This is a genomic window from Thioclava pacifica DSM 10166, assembly GCF_000714535.1.
In the GTDB taxonomy this organism is placed as follows: domain Bacteria; phylum Pseudomonadota; class Alphaproteobacteria; order Rhodobacterales; family Rhodobacteraceae; genus Thioclava; species Thioclava pacifica.
Map to the genome: position 1 here is coordinate 42520 of NZ_AUND01000002.1, position 17051 is coordinate 59570.

The 17051-nt window shown below is 64.0% G+C and carries 15 protein-coding genes; 6 read left to right on the plus strand and 9 right to left on the minus strand.

Annotated features, from left to right (window positions below; translation table 11 throughout):
* Positions 1–23 precede the first annotated feature (23 nt).
* The 5 genes from TP2_RS03615 to TP2_RS03635 form a co-directional block, all read right to left on the minus strand.
* Positions 24–1847 carry a bifunctional sugar phosphate isomerase/epimerase/4-hydroxyphenylpyruvate dioxygenase family protein gene (locus tag TP2_RS03615; RefSeq protein ID WP_038073633.1) on the minus strand — a complete coding sequence of 608 codons (1824 nt, stop codon included), beginning with the start codon at positions 1845–1847 and terminating at the stop codon, positions 24–26.
* Between the two features lie 130 nt (positions 1848–1977).
* Positions 1978–3774, minus strand: a complete 1797-nt coding sequence (locus TP2_RS03620) for a thiamine pyrophosphate-binding protein (RefSeq protein WP_038073636.1) — start codon at positions 3772–3774, stop codon at positions 1978–1980.
* 13 nt (positions 3775–3787) lie between these two features.
* The gene (locus tag TP2_RS03625) at positions 3788–5194 is read right to left on the minus strand and encodes an aldehyde dehydrogenase family protein (RefSeq protein WP_038073638.1); all 1407 of its coding nucleotides are present in this window, start codon (positions 5192–5194) and stop codon (positions 3788–3790) included.
* Between the two features lie 32 nt (positions 5195–5226).
* Positions 5227–6057 (minus strand): sugar phosphate isomerase/epimerase family protein, encoded by an 831-nt coding sequence (locus TP2_RS03630; protein WP_038073639.1) that lies wholly within the window; start codon positions 6055–6057, stop codon positions 5227–5229.
* Positions 6054–6989: a hydroxymethylglutaryl-CoA lyase gene (locus tag TP2_RS03635; RefSeq protein WP_051692158.1), complete on the minus strand. Its 936-nt coding sequence runs from the start codon at positions 6987–6989 to the stop codon at positions 6054–6056. The genes TP2_RS03630 and TP2_RS03635 overlap by 4 nt, the downstream gene beginning before the upstream one ends.
* Positions 6990–7117: 128 nt before the next feature.
* On the opposite strand from TP2_RS03635, the gene TP2_RS03640 reads away from it, so the two are divergent.
* From TP2_RS03640 to TP2_RS03660, 5 genes are all read left to right on the plus strand, one after another.
* Positions 7118–8032 (plus strand): LysR family transcriptional regulator, encoded by a 915-nt coding sequence (locus TP2_RS03640; RefSeq protein ID WP_038073640.1) that lies wholly within the window; start codon positions 7118–7120, stop codon positions 8030–8032.
* Between the two features lie 149 nt (positions 8033–8181).
* On the plus strand, positions 8182–9183 hold the full coding sequence (dctP, locus tag TP2_RS03645; protein WP_038073641.1) for a TRAP transporter substrate-binding protein DctP: 1002 nt from the start codon (positions 8182–8184) through the stop codon (positions 9181–9183).
* A gap of 1 nt (position 9184) precedes the next feature.
* Complete coding sequence (locus TP2_RS03650; protein ID WP_038073642.1) at positions 9185–9697, plus strand: TRAP transporter small permease; 513 nt, start codon at positions 9185–9187, stop codon at positions 9695–9697.
* Between the two features lie 37 nt (positions 9698–9734).
* On the plus strand, positions 9735–11030 hold the full coding sequence (locus tag TP2_RS03655) for a TRAP transporter large permease (RefSeq protein WP_038073643.1): 1296 nt from the start codon (positions 9735–9737) through the stop codon (positions 11028–11030).
* Positions 11027–11929, plus strand: a complete 903-nt coding sequence (locus tag TP2_RS03660; protein ID WP_051692159.1) for a shikimate dehydrogenase family protein — start codon at positions 11027–11029, stop codon at positions 11927–11929. Before TP2_RS03655 ends, TP2_RS03660 begins: the two co-directional genes overlap by 4 nt.
* Here the strand turns inward: TP2_RS03660 and TP2_RS03665 are convergent, their stop codons facing one another.
* Entirely contained in the window at positions 11930–12595 is a 666-nt protein-coding gene (locus TP2_RS03665) for a GntR family transcriptional regulator (protein WP_038073644.1), read from the minus strand.
* A gap of 120 nt (positions 12596–12715) precedes the next feature.
* Here TP2_RS03665 and TP2_RS17855 point away from each other — a divergent pair, with 120 nt between their 5' ends.
* Positions 12716–13348 (plus strand): GntR family transcriptional regulator, encoded by a 633-nt coding sequence (locus TP2_RS17855; RefSeq protein WP_051692160.1) that lies wholly within the window; start codon positions 12716–12718, stop codon positions 13346–13348.
* A 183-nt stretch (positions 13349–13531) separates the two neighbouring features.
* On the opposite strand, the gene TP2_RS03675 is transcribed toward TP2_RS17855, so the two are convergent.
* The 3 genes from TP2_RS03675 to TP2_RS03685 are packed head-to-tail and all read right to left on the minus strand — an operon-like array spanning position 13532 to position 17049.
* Positions 13532–14779, minus strand: coding sequence for an RNA polymerase factor sigma-54 (locus TP2_RS03675; protein WP_038073645.1), 1248 nt, complete (start codon positions 14777–14779; stop codon positions 13532–13534).
* A 6-nt stretch (positions 14780–14785) separates the two neighbouring features.
* On the minus strand, positions 14786–15499 hold the full coding sequence (locus tag TP2_RS03680; protein ID WP_038073646.1) for a type 1 glutamine amidotransferase: 714 nt from the start codon (positions 15497–15499) through the stop codon (positions 14786–14788).
* Between the two features lie 53 nt (positions 15500–15552).
* On the minus strand, positions 15553–17049 hold the full coding sequence (locus tag TP2_RS03685; RefSeq protein WP_038073647.1) for an aldehyde dehydrogenase: 1497 nt from the start codon (positions 17047–17049) through the stop codon (positions 15553–15555).
* Between the last annotated feature and the right edge of the window lie 2 nt (positions 17050–17051).

Sequence of the window (17051 nt, forward strand, 5' to 3'; positions counted from 1 at the left end):
GATCGCGTGCAATCTGCACGCACTCACATCAGATGCATGACGTCTTCGACTTCCAACTCGCGCAACTGGCTGAGCATCCGGACGGCGGCATTGGGTGCCCCCATACCCGCATAGCCGCGCCGTTCCACGATCTCGAAGAAGAAGCCGTTCACCGCGCGGGTATAGAGCTGGAAATACTCCCCGTGCCCGTCGCGATCATAGAGGATGTTCAGCCGCGCCAGCACTTCCAGCAACTCCGCGTCGATATCGAAGCGCAGCGGCAGGTCTTCGTAGTAGTTCGCCGGGATCGGAAGCACGTCCACCGGGTCGAGCCGCTGAGCGAAGGCGATGATATCCTCGGTCGCAAGCGCGATATGGTGCCAGGGCGCGAAGCCCGATTTTTCGAGGAATCTCTGGGTCGTGGTGCCCGCGCCGAAGCTTGCGTTCAGCGACAGCCGCACCGCGCCCGTGTCGTTGCTCAGCGTGCGCGAATGCACCGTGCCATGCGGGTCGAGCACGTCGCGGATTTCTTCGGAGCGCATGTTGAAGCTGGAGCGGTAGAACATCAGCCCCGACAGAAACAGGTTTGGCTGGAGCGCCTGCGCGAAATGGTCGATCCGGGTCAGCCCGTCGCCGGGTGCCTCGCCGGTGGGCTTGAAGGCGCCATAGCCCGGCGCCTCTTCCAGAGGCCCCGTCGAGAGGTAGAAGACAGACCCGCCGGGACCGCGCAGCACGGGCAGGTCATAGGGTTGCTCGGGGCGCTCGACATTCTCGCCGTGGAAGCGGCCCACGCGGCGGTCGATCCGGCCCAGATCATCCACGACCATGCCGATGCCCGAGACCGAGACGCCCTGCAAAAGGTAGATCGCATGGGCAAGCCCGCTCTCCCGCCCGTTCACCGCGAGCGTCACCCCGCCGTTGCGCCACAGCGCTACCTCGCCCGCGACATGGGTGCGGACAAACCCCAGCGCTTTGAGTAGGCCAACCAGCTCGCCTGCCGCCTTCGCCGGGGCGGCAAACTCGGCAAAGGCCGGCGCGACGAGATCGGAATGAGCCGAGCCCGCGCGCTTGCGGGTCTCGTCCATCAGGTGGAAAGCGCGCATCCCGTCGCCCGCGATCTGGCTCGGGGGCAGGGCGCGGATCTGGTCATTGAAGATCTCGATGGAAAACGGACCCTCGAAGCCTTGGGTCAGAAGCCGCGCATAAAGGTCAGCCACGGGCAGGTTGCCCTGGCCCGGAAAGAGCCGGAAGCTTTGCGTCAGAAGTGCGCGGTCAATGCGGGTCGTGGGGGCATCGGCCAGATGCACCAGCTCGATCTTGCCCGCCGGGATCTCGCCCAGCATCGACGGATCACCATCCATCGCGAAGAGATGCACCGCGCCGATCACAAGCCCCAGATTGTCCGCATCCGCCGCCGCGACCACCCGCCAGGCGGCCTCGACGGAGTTGTGATGGGCCGAGCTGGCCAGTGCCTCATAGCCGAGCCGCAGCCCGCGCTCGGCGGCCATCTGCGCCAGCTCGCGAAGATCGACGCTGGCGGTCTCGGGATCGCTGTGTGGGTCGGTATTTGCGCAGACGATCAAGCGCGGTGCGCCGATGCGCTCGGCCAGATCGAGGAACCGTTCGGCCCGCCGAAACGCAGCCGCCCGCGCCTCGCCAGTGTAGCCTTCGAACCCGCGCAGACTTTGCAACGAGACGATCTCGATCCCCGCTTGGGCTGCGTAATCCGAAATCGCCTCGGGCGGGGCTTCGAAACCGATGATATCCTCGCGGAAGATCTCGATCCCGTCGAAACCGGCCTGGGCTGCGGCGTCGATCTTGTCCTCGAGCTGGCCCGAGAAGGAGATCGAGGAAATCGAGCGGAACATGCGGCTAGCCTCCGGTCATCTTTGATGAAAAACGCGGGCGCGATGCCCGGTCGGGCTCACACTAGCCCGCACCCCGCAAGGGGGAAACCGAAATCGCCGCGCCCTGATCAGGCGCGGCGATCGCTTTTGTTCAGTCGGTCGTGACGTGCCCGACCCCGCCCTCGGGCGAATAGATGTCGAGGATGTTCCAATGCCCCGAGGTCGGCGTCGGGTTGTTGATCATCGCCACGTCGATCACCGTCGGACGGCCCGAGGCGATCGCCGCTTCCAGCGCGGGCTTGAACGCCGCCGCACTGTCCACGCGCACCCCGTCGCAGCCATAGGCGCGCGCGATGGTGGCGTAGTCGGGCGTCTGTTCCATCGGGTCATTGGCCTTGGCAAAAGTCGTGCCATAGGTCAGGTCGTAATGCGCCTTTTGCAGCCCCGCGATGGTGCCGAAGGCGTTGTTGTTCATCACGACCCAGATCACCGCGAGATTCTCTGCCGCCGCCGTCGCCAGCACCGCCGGGTTCTGCCCGAAGCCGCCATCGCCCACGAGCGAAATCACCACACGATCCGGCGCCGCGATCTTCGCACCGACGGCCGCGGGCGGGCCGAAGCCCATCGTGGCGAACCCGCCCGGGATCAGGATCGAGCCCGGTGTGTAGATGTCGAATTGCTGCGCCACGCCGTTCTTGTTCCAGCCCACATCCGAAGTGAGGATCGCATCACGCGGCATCGCCTCGCGCAGATCGGCAAGGATGCGCTCGGGCATCATCGGGAAGGCATCCGAGGTCTGCATCGACGCGTTCTTCGCCTTGAATTCGGCGCGGAAATTCCCGATCGCCTTGATCAGGTCGGGACGCTGGATGCCTTGCGGAACCATCTCGCGCGCGACCTTCACCAGCACCTTGAGTGCCGCTTTCAGATCCGCCACCGCGCCGATCTCGACCGGGTAGTTGCGCCCGATCTCCTGCGGCTCGATGTCGATATGGATCAGGCGCGTCTTGCCCGGCCCGATATCGAAGGTGAACTCGGGATACCACGAGGAGCTGTCGGCCTCCTTGAACCGGCTCCCGAGCGCGAGGATCCAATCGGCATCATGGGTCTGACGGTTGGTGAACTCGGTCCCCCAGAAGCCGGTCATGCCCAGCACCAGCGGATGATCGTCGGGCAGGCAGCCCTTGCCCATCAACGAATGCGCGACGGGCAGTTGCAGATGATCGACCAGTTCGCGCAGCTCGTCCCACGCCTTCGCCAGCGCCACGCCGCCGCCCGCATAGATCACCGGGCGCTCTGCCGCGATCAGTTGGCCGACGATCTCGCGCGCGGTCTCTTCGTCCAGCGAGGGCTTGCGCAGCGCCTTCGCATTGGCCTGCTGACGCTCCCAGAGGCTGTCCTCGATCTGGGCCGAGAAATAATCCATCGGCACGTTGACCAGAACCGGGCCGGGCTGGCCGCTTTCGGCCAGCGTGAAGGCCTTCTCCATGATCTCGGGCAGCAGTTCGGGCGTATCGACCCGCCAGGCGCGTTTCACGAAGGGGCGGTAGATTTCATACTGGCTGCCGTCGGCATGCAGGTTCACCTCCTGATGGGGGTGCTTGCCGTAGTAATAGCTCGGGATGTCGCCCGCGATCACCACCATCGGGATGCAATCGAGCGCGGCATTCGCCACTCCGGTCGCGGCATTGGTCAGCCCCGGCGAGAGGTGGCTCAGCACCACCGAGGCGCGGCCCGTCACCCGCGCATAGCCATCCGCCGCATGGGCCGAGATCTGCTCGTGCCGGACATTGACGAAGTCCAGCTCCGACGAGGCCATCGCCGCGAGCACCGCGATATTGGTGTGCCCGCACAGGCCGAAGACATGCTTGACCCCGCGCCCCGCGAGGTAACGGCACAGCTGGTTGGCGACCAGATCCTTGCCGGGTTCGATATGCTTGGCGACCATCAGATCATCCCCCTCACATCACTTCGGTGTTGTAGAATTCGCCGAACAGCTCCGCGTCCGAGGGGCGGTCTTCGGGGATCGGGCGGGCCACCCAGGTCACGTTCATGTAATGCTTGAGGCTGACATTCTCGTTGGTGATGTTGCCGCCCCAGATGCCGCAGCCCAAGCTGGAGGTCATCGGCATCCCGTTCGTGAAGCTGCCCGCATTGGCCTTGGATTGCGGCTGGCGCACCATCACGCGGCTGACCGGCGCGTTCATCGCGTGGCGCAGAATGTGGTCCTCGTTGAACGAGTAGATCCCGCAGCTATGGCCCTTGCCGCCCACCTCGTAGATCGCGCGGACCTTGGTCATCGCGTCGTCGAAGTCGCGGGCTTTATACAGCGCCATCGTCACCGAGAGTTTCTCGCCCGAGAACTTGTGCTCGGGGCCGATCTCGTCCTGCTCGACCATGAGGAATTTGCGATCCTCGGGGATCTCGAAACCTGCGAATTCCGCGATCCGCTGCGCGGCGATCGCCACCGTCTCGATCCGGCGACCGCCGTTCTCGTTCCAGAGCGCCGCCTTGAGCAGTTCCTTTTCCTGCGCGTTGCACAGATAGCCACCCTCGGCGATCAGCGCCGCTTTCATCGCGTCATAGATCTTGGAATGGATCACGAGGTTGCCGTCCGCCGAGCAGCCCGAGCCGAAATCCGAGGTCTTGGACATGCGCGAATTCATCGCGGCCTCGGCGATATCGGCATCCTCGTCTATCACCATCGTCGCATTGCCTGCACCCACGCCATAGGCGGGCTTGCCCGAGCTGTAAGCCGCGTGGACCATCGGCTTGCCGCCCGTGGCCATCGTCAGATCGCAATTGGCCATCAGATAATCGGTCATCGGGATCGAGGGCTCTTCGACGCATTGGAAGATATCGCGCGGCGCGCCCAGCTTCGCCAGCGTCTCGCGCATCACGCGGACCATCTCGAAGGTCGTCTTCTTGGCGCGCGGGTGGGGCGAGAAGATCACCGCGTCTTTGCACTTGATCGCGTAGATGCCGGTGACCGGCGGGGTCAGTTCCGGGTTGGTCGTGGGGATCAGCGAGGCGATGACGCCCGCCGGTTTGGCAATCTTGGTCAGGCCCTTGGCCTCGTCCACCTCGATCACGCCGACCGAGGCCCCGCGCAGCGCATCGCGCAGCACGCCGAGGATCTTGAAGCGCTTGCCCGCCCGGCCCGCTCGGTCGCCGATACCGCTTTCATCGACGCCCATCTGCGCGATGCGCAGGAAGGTCGTCTCGTTGCCGCAGGCCCAGCCGAGCGCGCGCGCCAGCCGGTCGACCTGCGCCTGATCGTAATCCTTGATCTCTTCCATCGCCGCGCGGGCGCGGGCGATCATTTCATCCGCGATGCGGATTTCTTCTGCGGTGATTTCGCGAGCCATCTGCTCTCTCCTCCGGTCGTCAGGCTTGATGTTCAGGCGGCGCGGGAAACCGCGCCTTCAGTGAAAAAACGTTGCGCCGCCTCCAATGCGCGGCGGGCGTGTTCGGTGTGGCCCAGCTCGGCCGAGCGCGCGGCATTGGGCAGCTCGATCGCGACAACGGCATCGGGAAGGGCGGCCGCGATCGCAGCAAACGAGATCACCCCCTCGCCCGGATAGAGCCGCGCGTCGCGCGCGATATGGATCATCTCGGCCTTGTCATAGGCGACGTGATCGGTGTCGCAGACATGCAGGAAGTTCACCCATTTGCGCGGCACGCGGGCGAGGTCGGCCATCTTGCCGCCGGTGAAATGGTGATAGAGCGTGTCGATCAGCAGCCCCTGATTGGGCCGTTTCGCGCGCTTGAGCACGTCGAGCGCATCCTCGATGCAGCACAGCCGCGAGAAGGCCGGGTATTCGAGGTTTACCGTCAGCCCATATTGCGCGGCCAGATCGCAGATTTCGCCGAAGCGTTCCGTGACGAAGGACCCGTCATTGCGCACATCGGTCCAGGCCGAGGAGATCGCCTGGGTGCAGCCCAGTTCGGCAGCCGCCGAGAAGGCACGCTCATAGGCCGAGGCGGGCGTGTCGCGCAGGATGCGGGCCAGTTCCACATCCCAGGCAATCAGACCGCGATCGGCCAAGGCGCGCTTGGTCTCGCGCAGCATTTCCGGTGCGCAGGGGTCGCAATCGGGCTCACCCGCGACGCCCATATGGATCAGTCGGAAACTCGCCGCGTCATAACCCGCATCGGCCGCGATATGGACCAGCTCGGACGGGGTCACGCCCGGACAGGTCAGGTATTCGAGGGCATAAAGACGGCTCATGCGCATTCTCCCAGTTCGGTGTCGGGTTCGCCCGGCTGCGTGATATGGCCCATGCGCCCGGGCAGGCGACGGCCCAGAAGGGCCTCGGCGCGGGCGATGGCAGGCTTGAGCGCGCGCCAGTCGATGCCGGTTTTGATCCCCATCTCGGACAGCGCGAAGGCCACGTCTTCGGTCGCGATATTGCCAGCCGCTTTCGGAATGAACGGGCAGCCGCCAAGGCCGCCAAGCGCGGTATCGAAGACCCGCACACCCGCCTGAAGCCCCGCGACCATATTCGCGATCCCGAGCCCCCGCGTGTCATGCAGATGCAGCGACAGCGCACAGTCGGGACGCACCGCATCGTGCACACGCTGGCACAGATCATAAACCTGGCGCGGATTGGCGAGGCCCGCGGTATCGGCGAGGTTGATTTCCTGCGCGCCGAGAGCGGACCATTGCCGCGCGATGTCGATCACAACTTCAGGGTCGATCGCGCCTTCGAAACCGCAGCCAAAGGCCGACTGGATGCCAGCGCGGACTTCGACCCCTTCTGACAGCGCCCGTTCGATCACCGGGGCGATCACGGCGCGGCCCTCATCGACCGACCGGTTGGTGTTCTTGCGCGAATGCGTCTCGGAGGCCGAGACGGAAATCGACAGATGCGGGACCTTCACCGCCAGCGCCCGCTCCAGCCCCGCCTTGTTCAGCACCAGCGCCGAATAGGTCACGCCGGGCGTGCGGGTGATGCGGGTGAAAAGCTCGTCCGTGTCGGCCATCTGCGGCACCCATTTGGGATGCACGAAGGAGCCCAGTTGGATGCGCGTCACGCCGGCTGCTTCCAGATCGGCGAGGAAACCCAGCTTCTCGTCGAGCGAGAACAGGCGTTTCTCGTTTTGCAGCCCGTCACGCAGGAACTCGTCCTCGATCAGGACAGGGCCAGTCGCCTCGAACATGTGATCCTCCCAGACGCAAAGCGGCGTCGTTTCGGGGATCAGATTAGAGCTGGATCAGAATAACGTCGAATATGCGGAGTGGCGCTACTGGTTACATCATGTTAATTTTTGAGCGTGGAGGAGATACCATGCTCACATTGCGCCAGATCGAGGTCATCCGTGCGATCCTGTTGACCGGCACCGTGAAAGGGGCGGCTGACCTGTTGGGCGTCTCGGCGCCCGGGATCAGCCGCGTGATGAAGCATACCGAGAGCCAGCTTGGCCTGCGACTGTTCTCGCGTGCGCATGGGCGGTTCGCGCCCACCGATGAGGCGCGCGAGATTTTCACCCAGATCAACGAGGTCTTCGCCAAGGTCGAGAACCTGCAGGAATCGATCGACATGCTGAAGCGTGGGGAAAGCCGGGTCTTCGCGCTGGCCTCCGTGCCTTCGATTGCCCAGCACATCCTGCCCTGTGCTGTGCGCCGGATGCGTGCGCGCTATCCCGATCTGCGGCTCTCGGTCGATCAGACGAAGATCGAGGAGACCATCGACTTTCTCCTGATGCGCAAGGTCGAGCTGGTCGCGAATTCGTTCAAGATCGACCATCCGGGCCTGTCCTCGCAGCCGCTCGGGACGGGGCGGGTGATGGCGCTGCTGCCCGAGGGGCACGAGCTGACGCAGGAGAGCACGGTCTCGGTCAGCGATCTCGCGCGCTATCCGATGATCGGGATCACGCCGAGCGATCCTTACGGCCAGATCCTCGCGCGGCCCCTGCGCGATGCCGATCTGCCTGTGCAGTTCGAGATCGAGGCGCGCTTCGGTCAGACCCTGCAGGCGCTCGTCGCGCAGGGCACCGGGGTGGCGCTGATTGACGAGTTCTCGGTCGCAGGCCCGCTTTTGCCGGGGCTGGCGGTGCGCCCGCTGCGCGAGCCCACGAGCTTTCGCACCTATGCGGTCGTCAACGTCGAATATCCGCTTTCGATCTTTGCCGAGACCATGATTGCCTACCTCAAACAGGAGATGCGGAGCCCGCACAGGCAAGGTTCCGAGGTATCAAGATAATAATCGATTATCTACAAATCATAAGGCAATAACAAATTAACATTAGGTTACACTAATGAACAGATATTAACTGGACAGGGTCTGGCGAATCCGCAAACCTGATCGGCGTATCCCGGAGGAGGGATCCGTTACATTTTGGGAGGAACCGCATGTCCATGAACATGACCCGCCGCGCGCTGCTCGCGGTGACCGCCGCCGCATCCGTCGCCTTCAGCGCCGGGGTCGCACTCGCCGAAGACAAGATCAAGCTGCGCCTGTCGGCCGTGAACAACGAGGCGGATGCCCGCGCTGTCACGATGACCGAGATCTTCGCGCCCGCCGTGGCCGGTTTCGCCGAGTTCGAACCGCATTGGTCGGGCACGCTGTTCAAGCAGGGCACCGAGCTGGAAGCCATCGCGCGTGGTAACCTCGAAATGTCGATCACCTCGGCGCAGGAGCTCTCGGAGTTCATCCCGGCCTTTTCGATCTTCACCGCCGGCTATGTCATGCAATCGCCCGAGCACCAGGTTGCCGTGTTCAATGACGCGCTGATGGACCCGCTGAAGAAGCAGGTTGAAGACGAGCTTGGCGTGAAGCTGCTCGCGGTGATGTATCTCGGCAAGCGTCAGGTGAACCTGCGCGGCGACAAGAAGATCATGACCCCGGCCGATCTGGATGGCGTGAAGCTGCGCATGCCCGGCTCGGAAGCGTGGCAGTTCCTCGGAAAGGCCCTGGGTGCCTCGCCGGTTCCGATTGCTTACACCGAGCTTTACACCGCGCTGCAGACCGGCGCCGTGGACGGTCAGGACAATCCGCTCCCGAATGACGTGAACATGAAGTTCTACGAGGTGACCGACCAGATCGTTCTGACCTCGCATCTCGTTGACCTGAACTACATCGCGTTCTCGAAGAAGGTCTGGGACAGTCTGACCCCCGAGCAGCAGGACACGGTCCAGAAAGCGGCGCTCGCCACCGCTGAAGCCGAGACCAAGATGCAGCTCGCCAACGAGGAAAAGGACCGCGCCTTCCTCGAAGAAAAGGGTCTGGTCTTCAACACGCCCGACGTTGCTGCCTTCCGCAAGCACGTTCAGGAAGCCTATCTGAGCTCGGATCTGTCGAAGAACTGGCCCGAGGGCATGCTCGAGAAGATCAACGCTCTGGGTGAGCAGTAAGATGAAGCGCCTCGGTCGGAAACTCGGGAACGGGCTGGGGATCGGGGCGGAGGTCGTGGCGGCGGGCATGCTCGCCGCCATCTTCCTCACCTTCCTCTACCAGATCACCGCGCGTTACATCCTGGGATGGTCGGTCGGCTGGACGATCGAACTGAACCTGACGCTGTGGCTCTGGCTGGTGCTGTTTTCCTGCGCCTTCGTGCTGCGCGAGCGCGATCATGTGAAGTTCGACCTGTTCTTCCACGCCGCTTCGCCGGGCCGCAAGAAGGTCTTCGCGATCCTCGCGGCCGTGGCGATCGTGATCGCTTTTGCGGCTTCGCTGCCGGCAAGCTGGGATTACGTGACCTTCTACAAGATCAAGAAATCGGCCACGTTGCGCTGGCCCCTGAACTACGTCTACTCGATCTATATCGCCTTCCTCGTCGTGATGATCGCCCGCTATGGCTGGCGCATCGTTCAGATCCTTCGCGGTTACGATCTGTCCAAGGACGATCGCGATATCCTTCAGGACTGAGACCATTGCGCCCCTGAGCGGCGCGGAGACCTGACGCATGAGCCTTGCCTTCTACATCTGCCTAGCGGTGCTGTTCGGCATCGCCGCCCTCGGCGCGCCGATCGGCTACGCGATGATCGTCGCCGCGATCACCTATCTCGCGGTCTCGGGCGCCGATCTCGCGCTTGCGGGCGAGCAGCTGATCCAGAACCTCTATAACGGCTACATTCTGCTGGCGGTGCCGCTCTTCATCATCGCGGCCAACATCATGAATGCGGGCTCGATCTCTGATCGGTTGCTGGCGTTCTGTATCGCGCTGGTGGGCCGGTTCCGCGGCGGGATGGGTTACGTCAACATCGCCGTCTCGCTGATCTTCGCGGGCATGTCGGGCTCGGCGGTGGCCGATGCGGCAGGGCCGGGCAAGATGATCATCTCGATGATGACCCGCGACGGGCATTACTCGAAAAGCTATGCGGCGGGCATCACCGCGGCGGCGGCGACGATCGGGCCGATCGTGCCCCCCTCGATCCCGATGGTGATGTATGCGCTGATCTCGGATCAGTCGATCGGCTACCTGTTCCTGGCCGGTATCGTGCCGGGGCTCCTGATGGCGCTGGCGCTCTCGGTGATGAACTTCTTCCTCGCCAAGAAGGCGGAGAAAAAGCGCGAGGCCCCGGTGCCGATGCGCGAGCTGCCGCGCCGCACGTTCCGCGCACTGCCGGTGATCTTCATGCCGGTGATCCTGCTGGGCGGGATCTATGGCGGGGCCACCACGCCCACCGAGGCCGCCTCGATCGCCGCGCTCTATGCGCTTCTGCTGGCGATGGTCTTTTATCGGCAGCTCTCGATCGTGGCGCTTGGCAAGGTCTTCTCGGAAAGCGCCCGGCAGGCCGCGACCGTCGGCATCGTCATCGGCTCGGCGCTGATCTTCAACTATATCGTCGCCTCCGAGAACGTCCCCACCAAGCTCGCCGCCTGGATGAACGGGCACGAGATCGGCCGGATGGAGTTCCTGATCGGCGTCAATATCCTGATCCTGCTGCTGGGCATGTTGCTCGATGGCGGGACGATCATTCTCGTGGTGCTGCCGCTCTTCGTGCCCGCGGCCCAGGCGCTCGGCATCGACCTGATCCATTTCGGGGTTGTCGCGGTGGTGAACACGATGATCGGCCTGATCACGCCGCCCTACGGCATCCTGATCTTCGTGATCAACGCCGTCACCGGCATCCCGATCAAGGATATCATCCGCGGCATCCTTCCCTTCCTGGCCGCGCTGATCGCGGCGCTGGTGGCGCTCGCGGCTTTCCCCGACCTCGTTCTCTTCGTTCCTCGCCTGTTTGGATATAACGGATGACGCACGCGACCTCTTCTTCCTCCTGCTCGACCGAGCGCACGCTGCGGCTTGGACTGATCGGCGGCAATATCACCGAGACCCGTTCGCCGGTGCTGCATATGGCCTGCGGGCTCGCGATCGGGCGCAACGCGACCTATGACCTGATCATTCCGAAGGAGCGCGGGTTGAGCTTTGCGCAGACGCTCGCACAATGCGCGGAGCTGGGCTTCGACGGGGTGAATGTCACCTTCCCCTACAAGGAAGAGGCGCTGCGTCTCGTAGCGCCGGGCACGCCCGTGGTGGCGGCAATGGGCTCGACCAACGCGGTCAAGTTCACCGCGCAGGGTCCGCGTGCCTTCAACACCGATCACTCCGGCTTCGTCGCGGCCTATCGCAACCGGTTCGGAGCGCAGGCCCCCGGCCGCGTGCTGGTTCTGGGCACGGGCGGCGTGGGCCGCGCGGTGGCGTTCGGGCTGGCTGATCTGGGCGCCTCCGAGATCGTGCTGCTCGATACCGATCTGTCCAAGGCGGTTTCGCTGGGCGGGGCGATCATGACCTATTGCGGCGCAAAGGTGATCGCGGGCGATCCGTCGATGCTGCGCGATCTGTCGGGCTTCGACGGGGTGGTGAACTGCACACCGCTGGGCATGGTCGGCAAGCCGCCCGCCTCACCGCTGCCCGAGGATGCCGCGGGGCACATTGGCTGGGCCTTCGACGCCGTTTACACGCCGCTGCACACGCCGTTCCGGGCGCAGGTCGAGCGGATGGGCGCACGCTTCCTGTCGGGTTACGAGCTCTATTTCCATCAAGGCGTCGACGCGTTCGAAATCTTCTCCGAGCGCAAGGTCGAGGACGCGGACTGGGTGCGCGCCCTGATCACCCACAGCCCTGACACCCCGCCGCGCCGCGCGGTCGGCTGATCAGCCCGCGCGCTCGCGATCGGCATAGGCGGCGAGCGCATGCGCCACGCCGCCCTCGATATGTTTCGACAAGATCGCCTGCGCCGAGGCCACATCGCGATCGAGCGCGGCCTCGCGCAGCGCCTGATGTTCGGCCTGCGCGATGCCGCCGCGAAAGGTCAGGAACAGCATCTGGTAGCGCAGGTATTTGTCGAAAACCATTGCGTGAACGCTCAGTAATTCACGCGAGCCGCAGGCCGAGATCAGAGTCTGGTGAAACTCCCAGTCGTAGCGCTTCCAGTCGTCGCGCGCGGCCGCTTCGCCCGCCTGCATCCGCGCCTCCGAGCGCGAGAGTTTGTAATGCGCCGCCACCACACGGCTTTCCCATTCCATGTCGCCGGCCTCGATCGAACGCGCCAGCGCTTCCATTTCCACGAGCTTGCGCAGATCTGCCAGCTCGCGCAGGTTCTCGACCGAGATCGGTGCGACCATGAAACCCTTCTGATCCTCGGCGATCACGAACCCGTCCGCCGACAGCCGCGTCAGAACCTCGCGCAGGGTCGGCACAGACGATCCGGTGCGGGTGCGCAGATCCTCGAGCCGAAGTCGCTGGCTTGGCGCAAGCCGCCCCAGCACGATCTCGGCGCGCAGGCGTTTGTAAAGCTCGGGGGCGCGGGGTTTGGCCATGTCTCTCTCCTCCTGCGCCGAGTATAGGGGAGGGCTGACCAAAGAAAATCCACGATTCCCATTTCGATTGCCATTTTTCGATGTGCCAAATAGCCTTTCCGGATCTTGAAGGAGGGCGTCTTGACCGAAACACACCGCAAGATGACCCTGTCGAGCCGGATCGCGGAGGAACTCCTCGAAGCGATCCTGAGCGGTGCGCTTGCGCCGGGGCAGAAGATCAATCTCGACCGGTTGCGCAAGGAGCTCGAGGTCTCGATCAGCCCGCTGCGCGAGGCCGTCTCGCGCCTCGTGGCCACCGGGCTTGTGCAGTTTCAGGACCAGTTGGGCTATTCCGTCGCGCCGATGTCGGACGCGGATCTGCATTCGATCGTGGAGCTTCGCGAGCAACTGGAACCGATGGCCATGACGCGTGCGATCGCACAGGGATCACTGGACTGGGAAAGCGAGGTGATGGCGGCGCTGCATCTTTTCAAAGCGAACGCGGCGCTGACATCAGGCAGTTCGGTTCGAAGATTTATTCTCGTCCTGTTGGCTCCGGGTATGCCGCCGCGGCTCAGGCAGATCGTCGAAACCCTGCACCTCGCGCAAGAACGCTATCGCAGAGCCGCCGAAGACCACTGGCCGCAATTCCCGAAAGACATGTTCGAAACCCTCGCCCATGCTGCGGTGCAGAGAGATACGCCTCAAAGCGTGGAGATCCTGCGGGAGCTGATACATCGCGAAGCCGCGATCGAAAGCTCTTTCAAGGTTTGAGGAATGATGAACTCGGCCTCGACCGCGAAACTGTAGGCGAGGTTGTTCAGTTGCTGCGGGTCATGGGGCCGCGGTATCTCTTAGAATTCGACCGGCTGGGGCAGTCTTTCGCCGTAGGCCCAGTGACGAAACAGCTGACAATGCCACGATAGCTTGCAGCCCTTTTTCGCCGCCTCAATCCGATCAGGCTCTGCGAACCGTGCGATTTGGGATCCCTGCACCGGCCCGCAGCTTCGCGACAACGCGTCGTGAAACGCGGATACCTTCTGCGCGCAGCGCGTCGGTCAGCTGGCCATCATTCAGCGGAGAGGCCGGGTCTTCTTCGGAAATCATCTGTTCGATACGCGTCGTGAGGGCTAGGGATCCCTGCTGGGAAGAGATCTCCGTCTGCTTGCTTGGCGCGCGCGAGAAAAACCGTCGCAACTCTAGAACGCCCATCGCGGGCGTTGCCGCAGAGGATGAACTGGCCAGCCGTCCCACCGTGCTTTCGTGAAGGCCAAGCTGGCGCGCAGCGTCCCGGCGCGTCAAAACACGCTGACCGACCGGCCCATCGGACAGAAACTGCGCCTGCTCACGGGCCAACAGGCTGCCAAGCGCCAGCAGGTTCTCATTTCGCTTTTGGATAGCCCTGACGAGCTGCATTGCGGCGCTTCTCTCCCGCGAAAACGACACTGCGGGGCTGGCGCCCCCCTTGAAGTCATTGACCTCGATCCGGGGAAGGCTCTCGGGATTGAGCCGAACGGACCAGCTGTCGCCTTCTTTTTCGAAAATGAGATCGGGGATGCGTGTGCGCGCCGTATCGACAGAAAAACCAGCAGCGGGTCGTGGGTTCAGATCGCGGAGCCGCGCCAGCAATGGGGCCAACTCATCCGCGCTGAGCCCGGCCGCCTCCGCGAGACCGGCGTGTCCACGTTCCGCGAGAACCGGAAGCGCGTCGAGCATCCGGCGCATCTGCGGTGAAATTTCTTCTACTTCGGCCAGTTGCAGGCTGAGACATTCGCCAAGAGAACGGGCAAAGAGACCGCGGGGCTCGATCGTCTGAAGGCAGGCCAGGACGGTCTCGACACGCGCGGTCGGTAGTCGAAGCGTGGCCGCAATCTTCTCGACAGGCATCTCAAGGAAGCCGTTCGCCCCCATCGCGTCGAGCAGTGCCAGCGCAATGCGCCGGTCTGTCGGAAGCGGTGCGAGACGGTCGATCTGGGCCAAGACGTGCGCGTGTAACGAAGGTCCGGGTGCGGCGATATCGGCCGCGCCATCCTCCATCGCCGGAGGCAGGCGCACTCTCAGCCAGGGGTTATCGGAGGCCGCCTCACGCAGCGTCTGCGCCAGCTCCAGGTTTGAAAGCTCCAGAAAGCCGATCGCCCGGTGCAGGTCCTGAGTGAGCTTCAGCCTGGTGTCGAGGCGCTGGGTGACCTTCTGAGTGAGTTCCATGACATTTCAGACGTTGCGGCGGAAAAACTCTGCGAAGCCTCTTGCCACTCTGTCGTTATCGAGCGCCCCGTCAAGCGTCGCCAGCGCGCTTTGCGCCCTATCCATCGGCACGCGCTCGCCCTGATAGGCGAGCAGAAGATCATGGATGTAACCCGGCTGGAACTCGGGGTGGAACTGCACCGAGAGCGCGGGGAAACCGGTATAGACCAGCCCGCCATTGGGCGACGGATCGTTCGACAAAAGCCGCGCGGCGCCCGGAGGCAGCGCGGTGATCTGGTCCTGATGGAACGACAGGGCGGTGAGCGGATCGGGGCCGAAGACCTCTGCCCCTTCCGGCGAAAGCATGTGCTCCTGCCGCCCGAGCATCCAGCCCGCCGCGGATTTCTCGACCGTTCCGCCAAAGGCTTGTGCCATCACCTGATGGCCGAAACAGACCCCTGCCACCGGGCGGTTACGCGCGCGAAGTTCTCGCAGGAAGGCCTCGAGCGGGGCGATCCAGGCATGGTCTTCATAGACGCCCGCGCGCGACCCGGTCACGAGATAGGCGTCATAGAGATCGGGATCCCCGGGAAGCGTTTCGCCTCCCGCGACGAAGAGGTTGTCGAACGTCGCCTCGGGCAAGGCCGGTGCCAGCCAGCGTTCGAACATCCCCGCATAGGTGCCATGGGCGGGCCGGAACGCCTCGGCGGGGCGATCGGCTTCGAGAATACAAAGTTTCATTGTCGTCCTGAGGATAGGTCGGCCGGGACGCGCAGCACCCCGGCCGGGAGAGGTCAGCTCAACTCGATCCAGACCGATTTTGTCTGCGTGTATTGCGTCAGAGCCTCGAGGCACTTGTCGCGCCCGTTGCCCGACTGCTTGAACCCACCCCACGGCGTCGTGGCATCGCCCGCCTCATAGGCGTTGACCCAGACGATCCCCGCCTCGACATCGCGCGCGAAGCGATGCGCGTTCTTCACATTCGAGGTCCAGATCGCGGCGGCCAGCCCGTAGATCGTGTCGTTCGCGGTCTCGATCGCATGGTCGAGATTGTCCACCGGGATGATCGAGGCGACCGGGCCGAAGATTTCCTCCTGCGCGATCTTCATCTTGTTCGACACATCGGTGAACAGCGTCGGCTCGACGAAGCAGCCCGCGTTGAACTGGGCCGGGACATTGCCGCCAAAGGCGAGCTTGGCCCCTTCCTTGCGGCCCGCCTCGATATAGCCCAGCACGCGCGATTGCTGCTCGGGCGTGACCAGCGGCCCCATCGTGGTATCGGGATCAAGCGGGTCGCCGGGGATGTGCATGTCATTTGCGGCCTCGGTGAAGAGCGCGATATACTCGTCATAGACCGCGCGTTCGACGAGGATGCGCGACCCGGCCGAGCAGACCTCGCCCTGGTTGCCGTAGATCCCCGCGACACCGGTGGCGGCGGCCTTCGCCAGATCCTCGCAATCGGCCAGCACGATCTGGGGCGACTTGCCGCCGCATTCGGTGCTGACCCGCTTCATGTTCGACTGGCCCGCATAGATCATCATCAGCTTGCCGACCTCACCCGAGCCGGTGAAGCCGATCTTGTCGACATCCATGTGGAGCGCCAGCGGCTTGCCGGTATCCTCGCCAAAGCCGGTGACGACGTTGAAGACGCCATCGGGCCCGCCCGCCTCGGAGAACAGTTTCGCCAGAAGCAGCGCCGAGAGCGGCGATTGCTCGGCCGGTTTCAGCACGATCGAGTTGCCGACGCTCAGCGCGGGCGCGATCTTCCACGCGGCCATCATCAGCGGGTAGTTCCACGGCACGACGAGCCCGCAGACCCCCAGCGGCTGGCGCAGGATGTAATGGAGCGCGTCGGCATTGGTGTTGGTCACCACGCCCTCCATCTTGTCGATCACCTCGGCAAAGAAGCGGATCGTCATCAGCGAGCCGGGGATGTCGATGTTGAACATGTCCGAGATCGGCTTGCCCATGTCGAGCGTGTCGAGCAGCGCGAAATCCTCGGCATGTGCCTCGATCAGATCGGCGAAACGGCTCATCACCGCCATCCGCGCGGTGGGCTCCATCCGCGACCAGACGCCCGATTTGAACGCCTTCTTCGCGGCCGCGACGGCGCGGTCCACGTCCTCGGCGCTGCCGCGCGCGACAGCGGCCACAACCTGCCCATTGGCCGGGTTGATGGTTTCGAATTTCGCGCCCGACGCCGCATCGACGAACTTGCCGTCGATGAACATCCGCGTTTCGGGCACGAGTGCGGCGGCGCGAGCCTGCCAGTCCTTCAGAGTCATGGTCATTG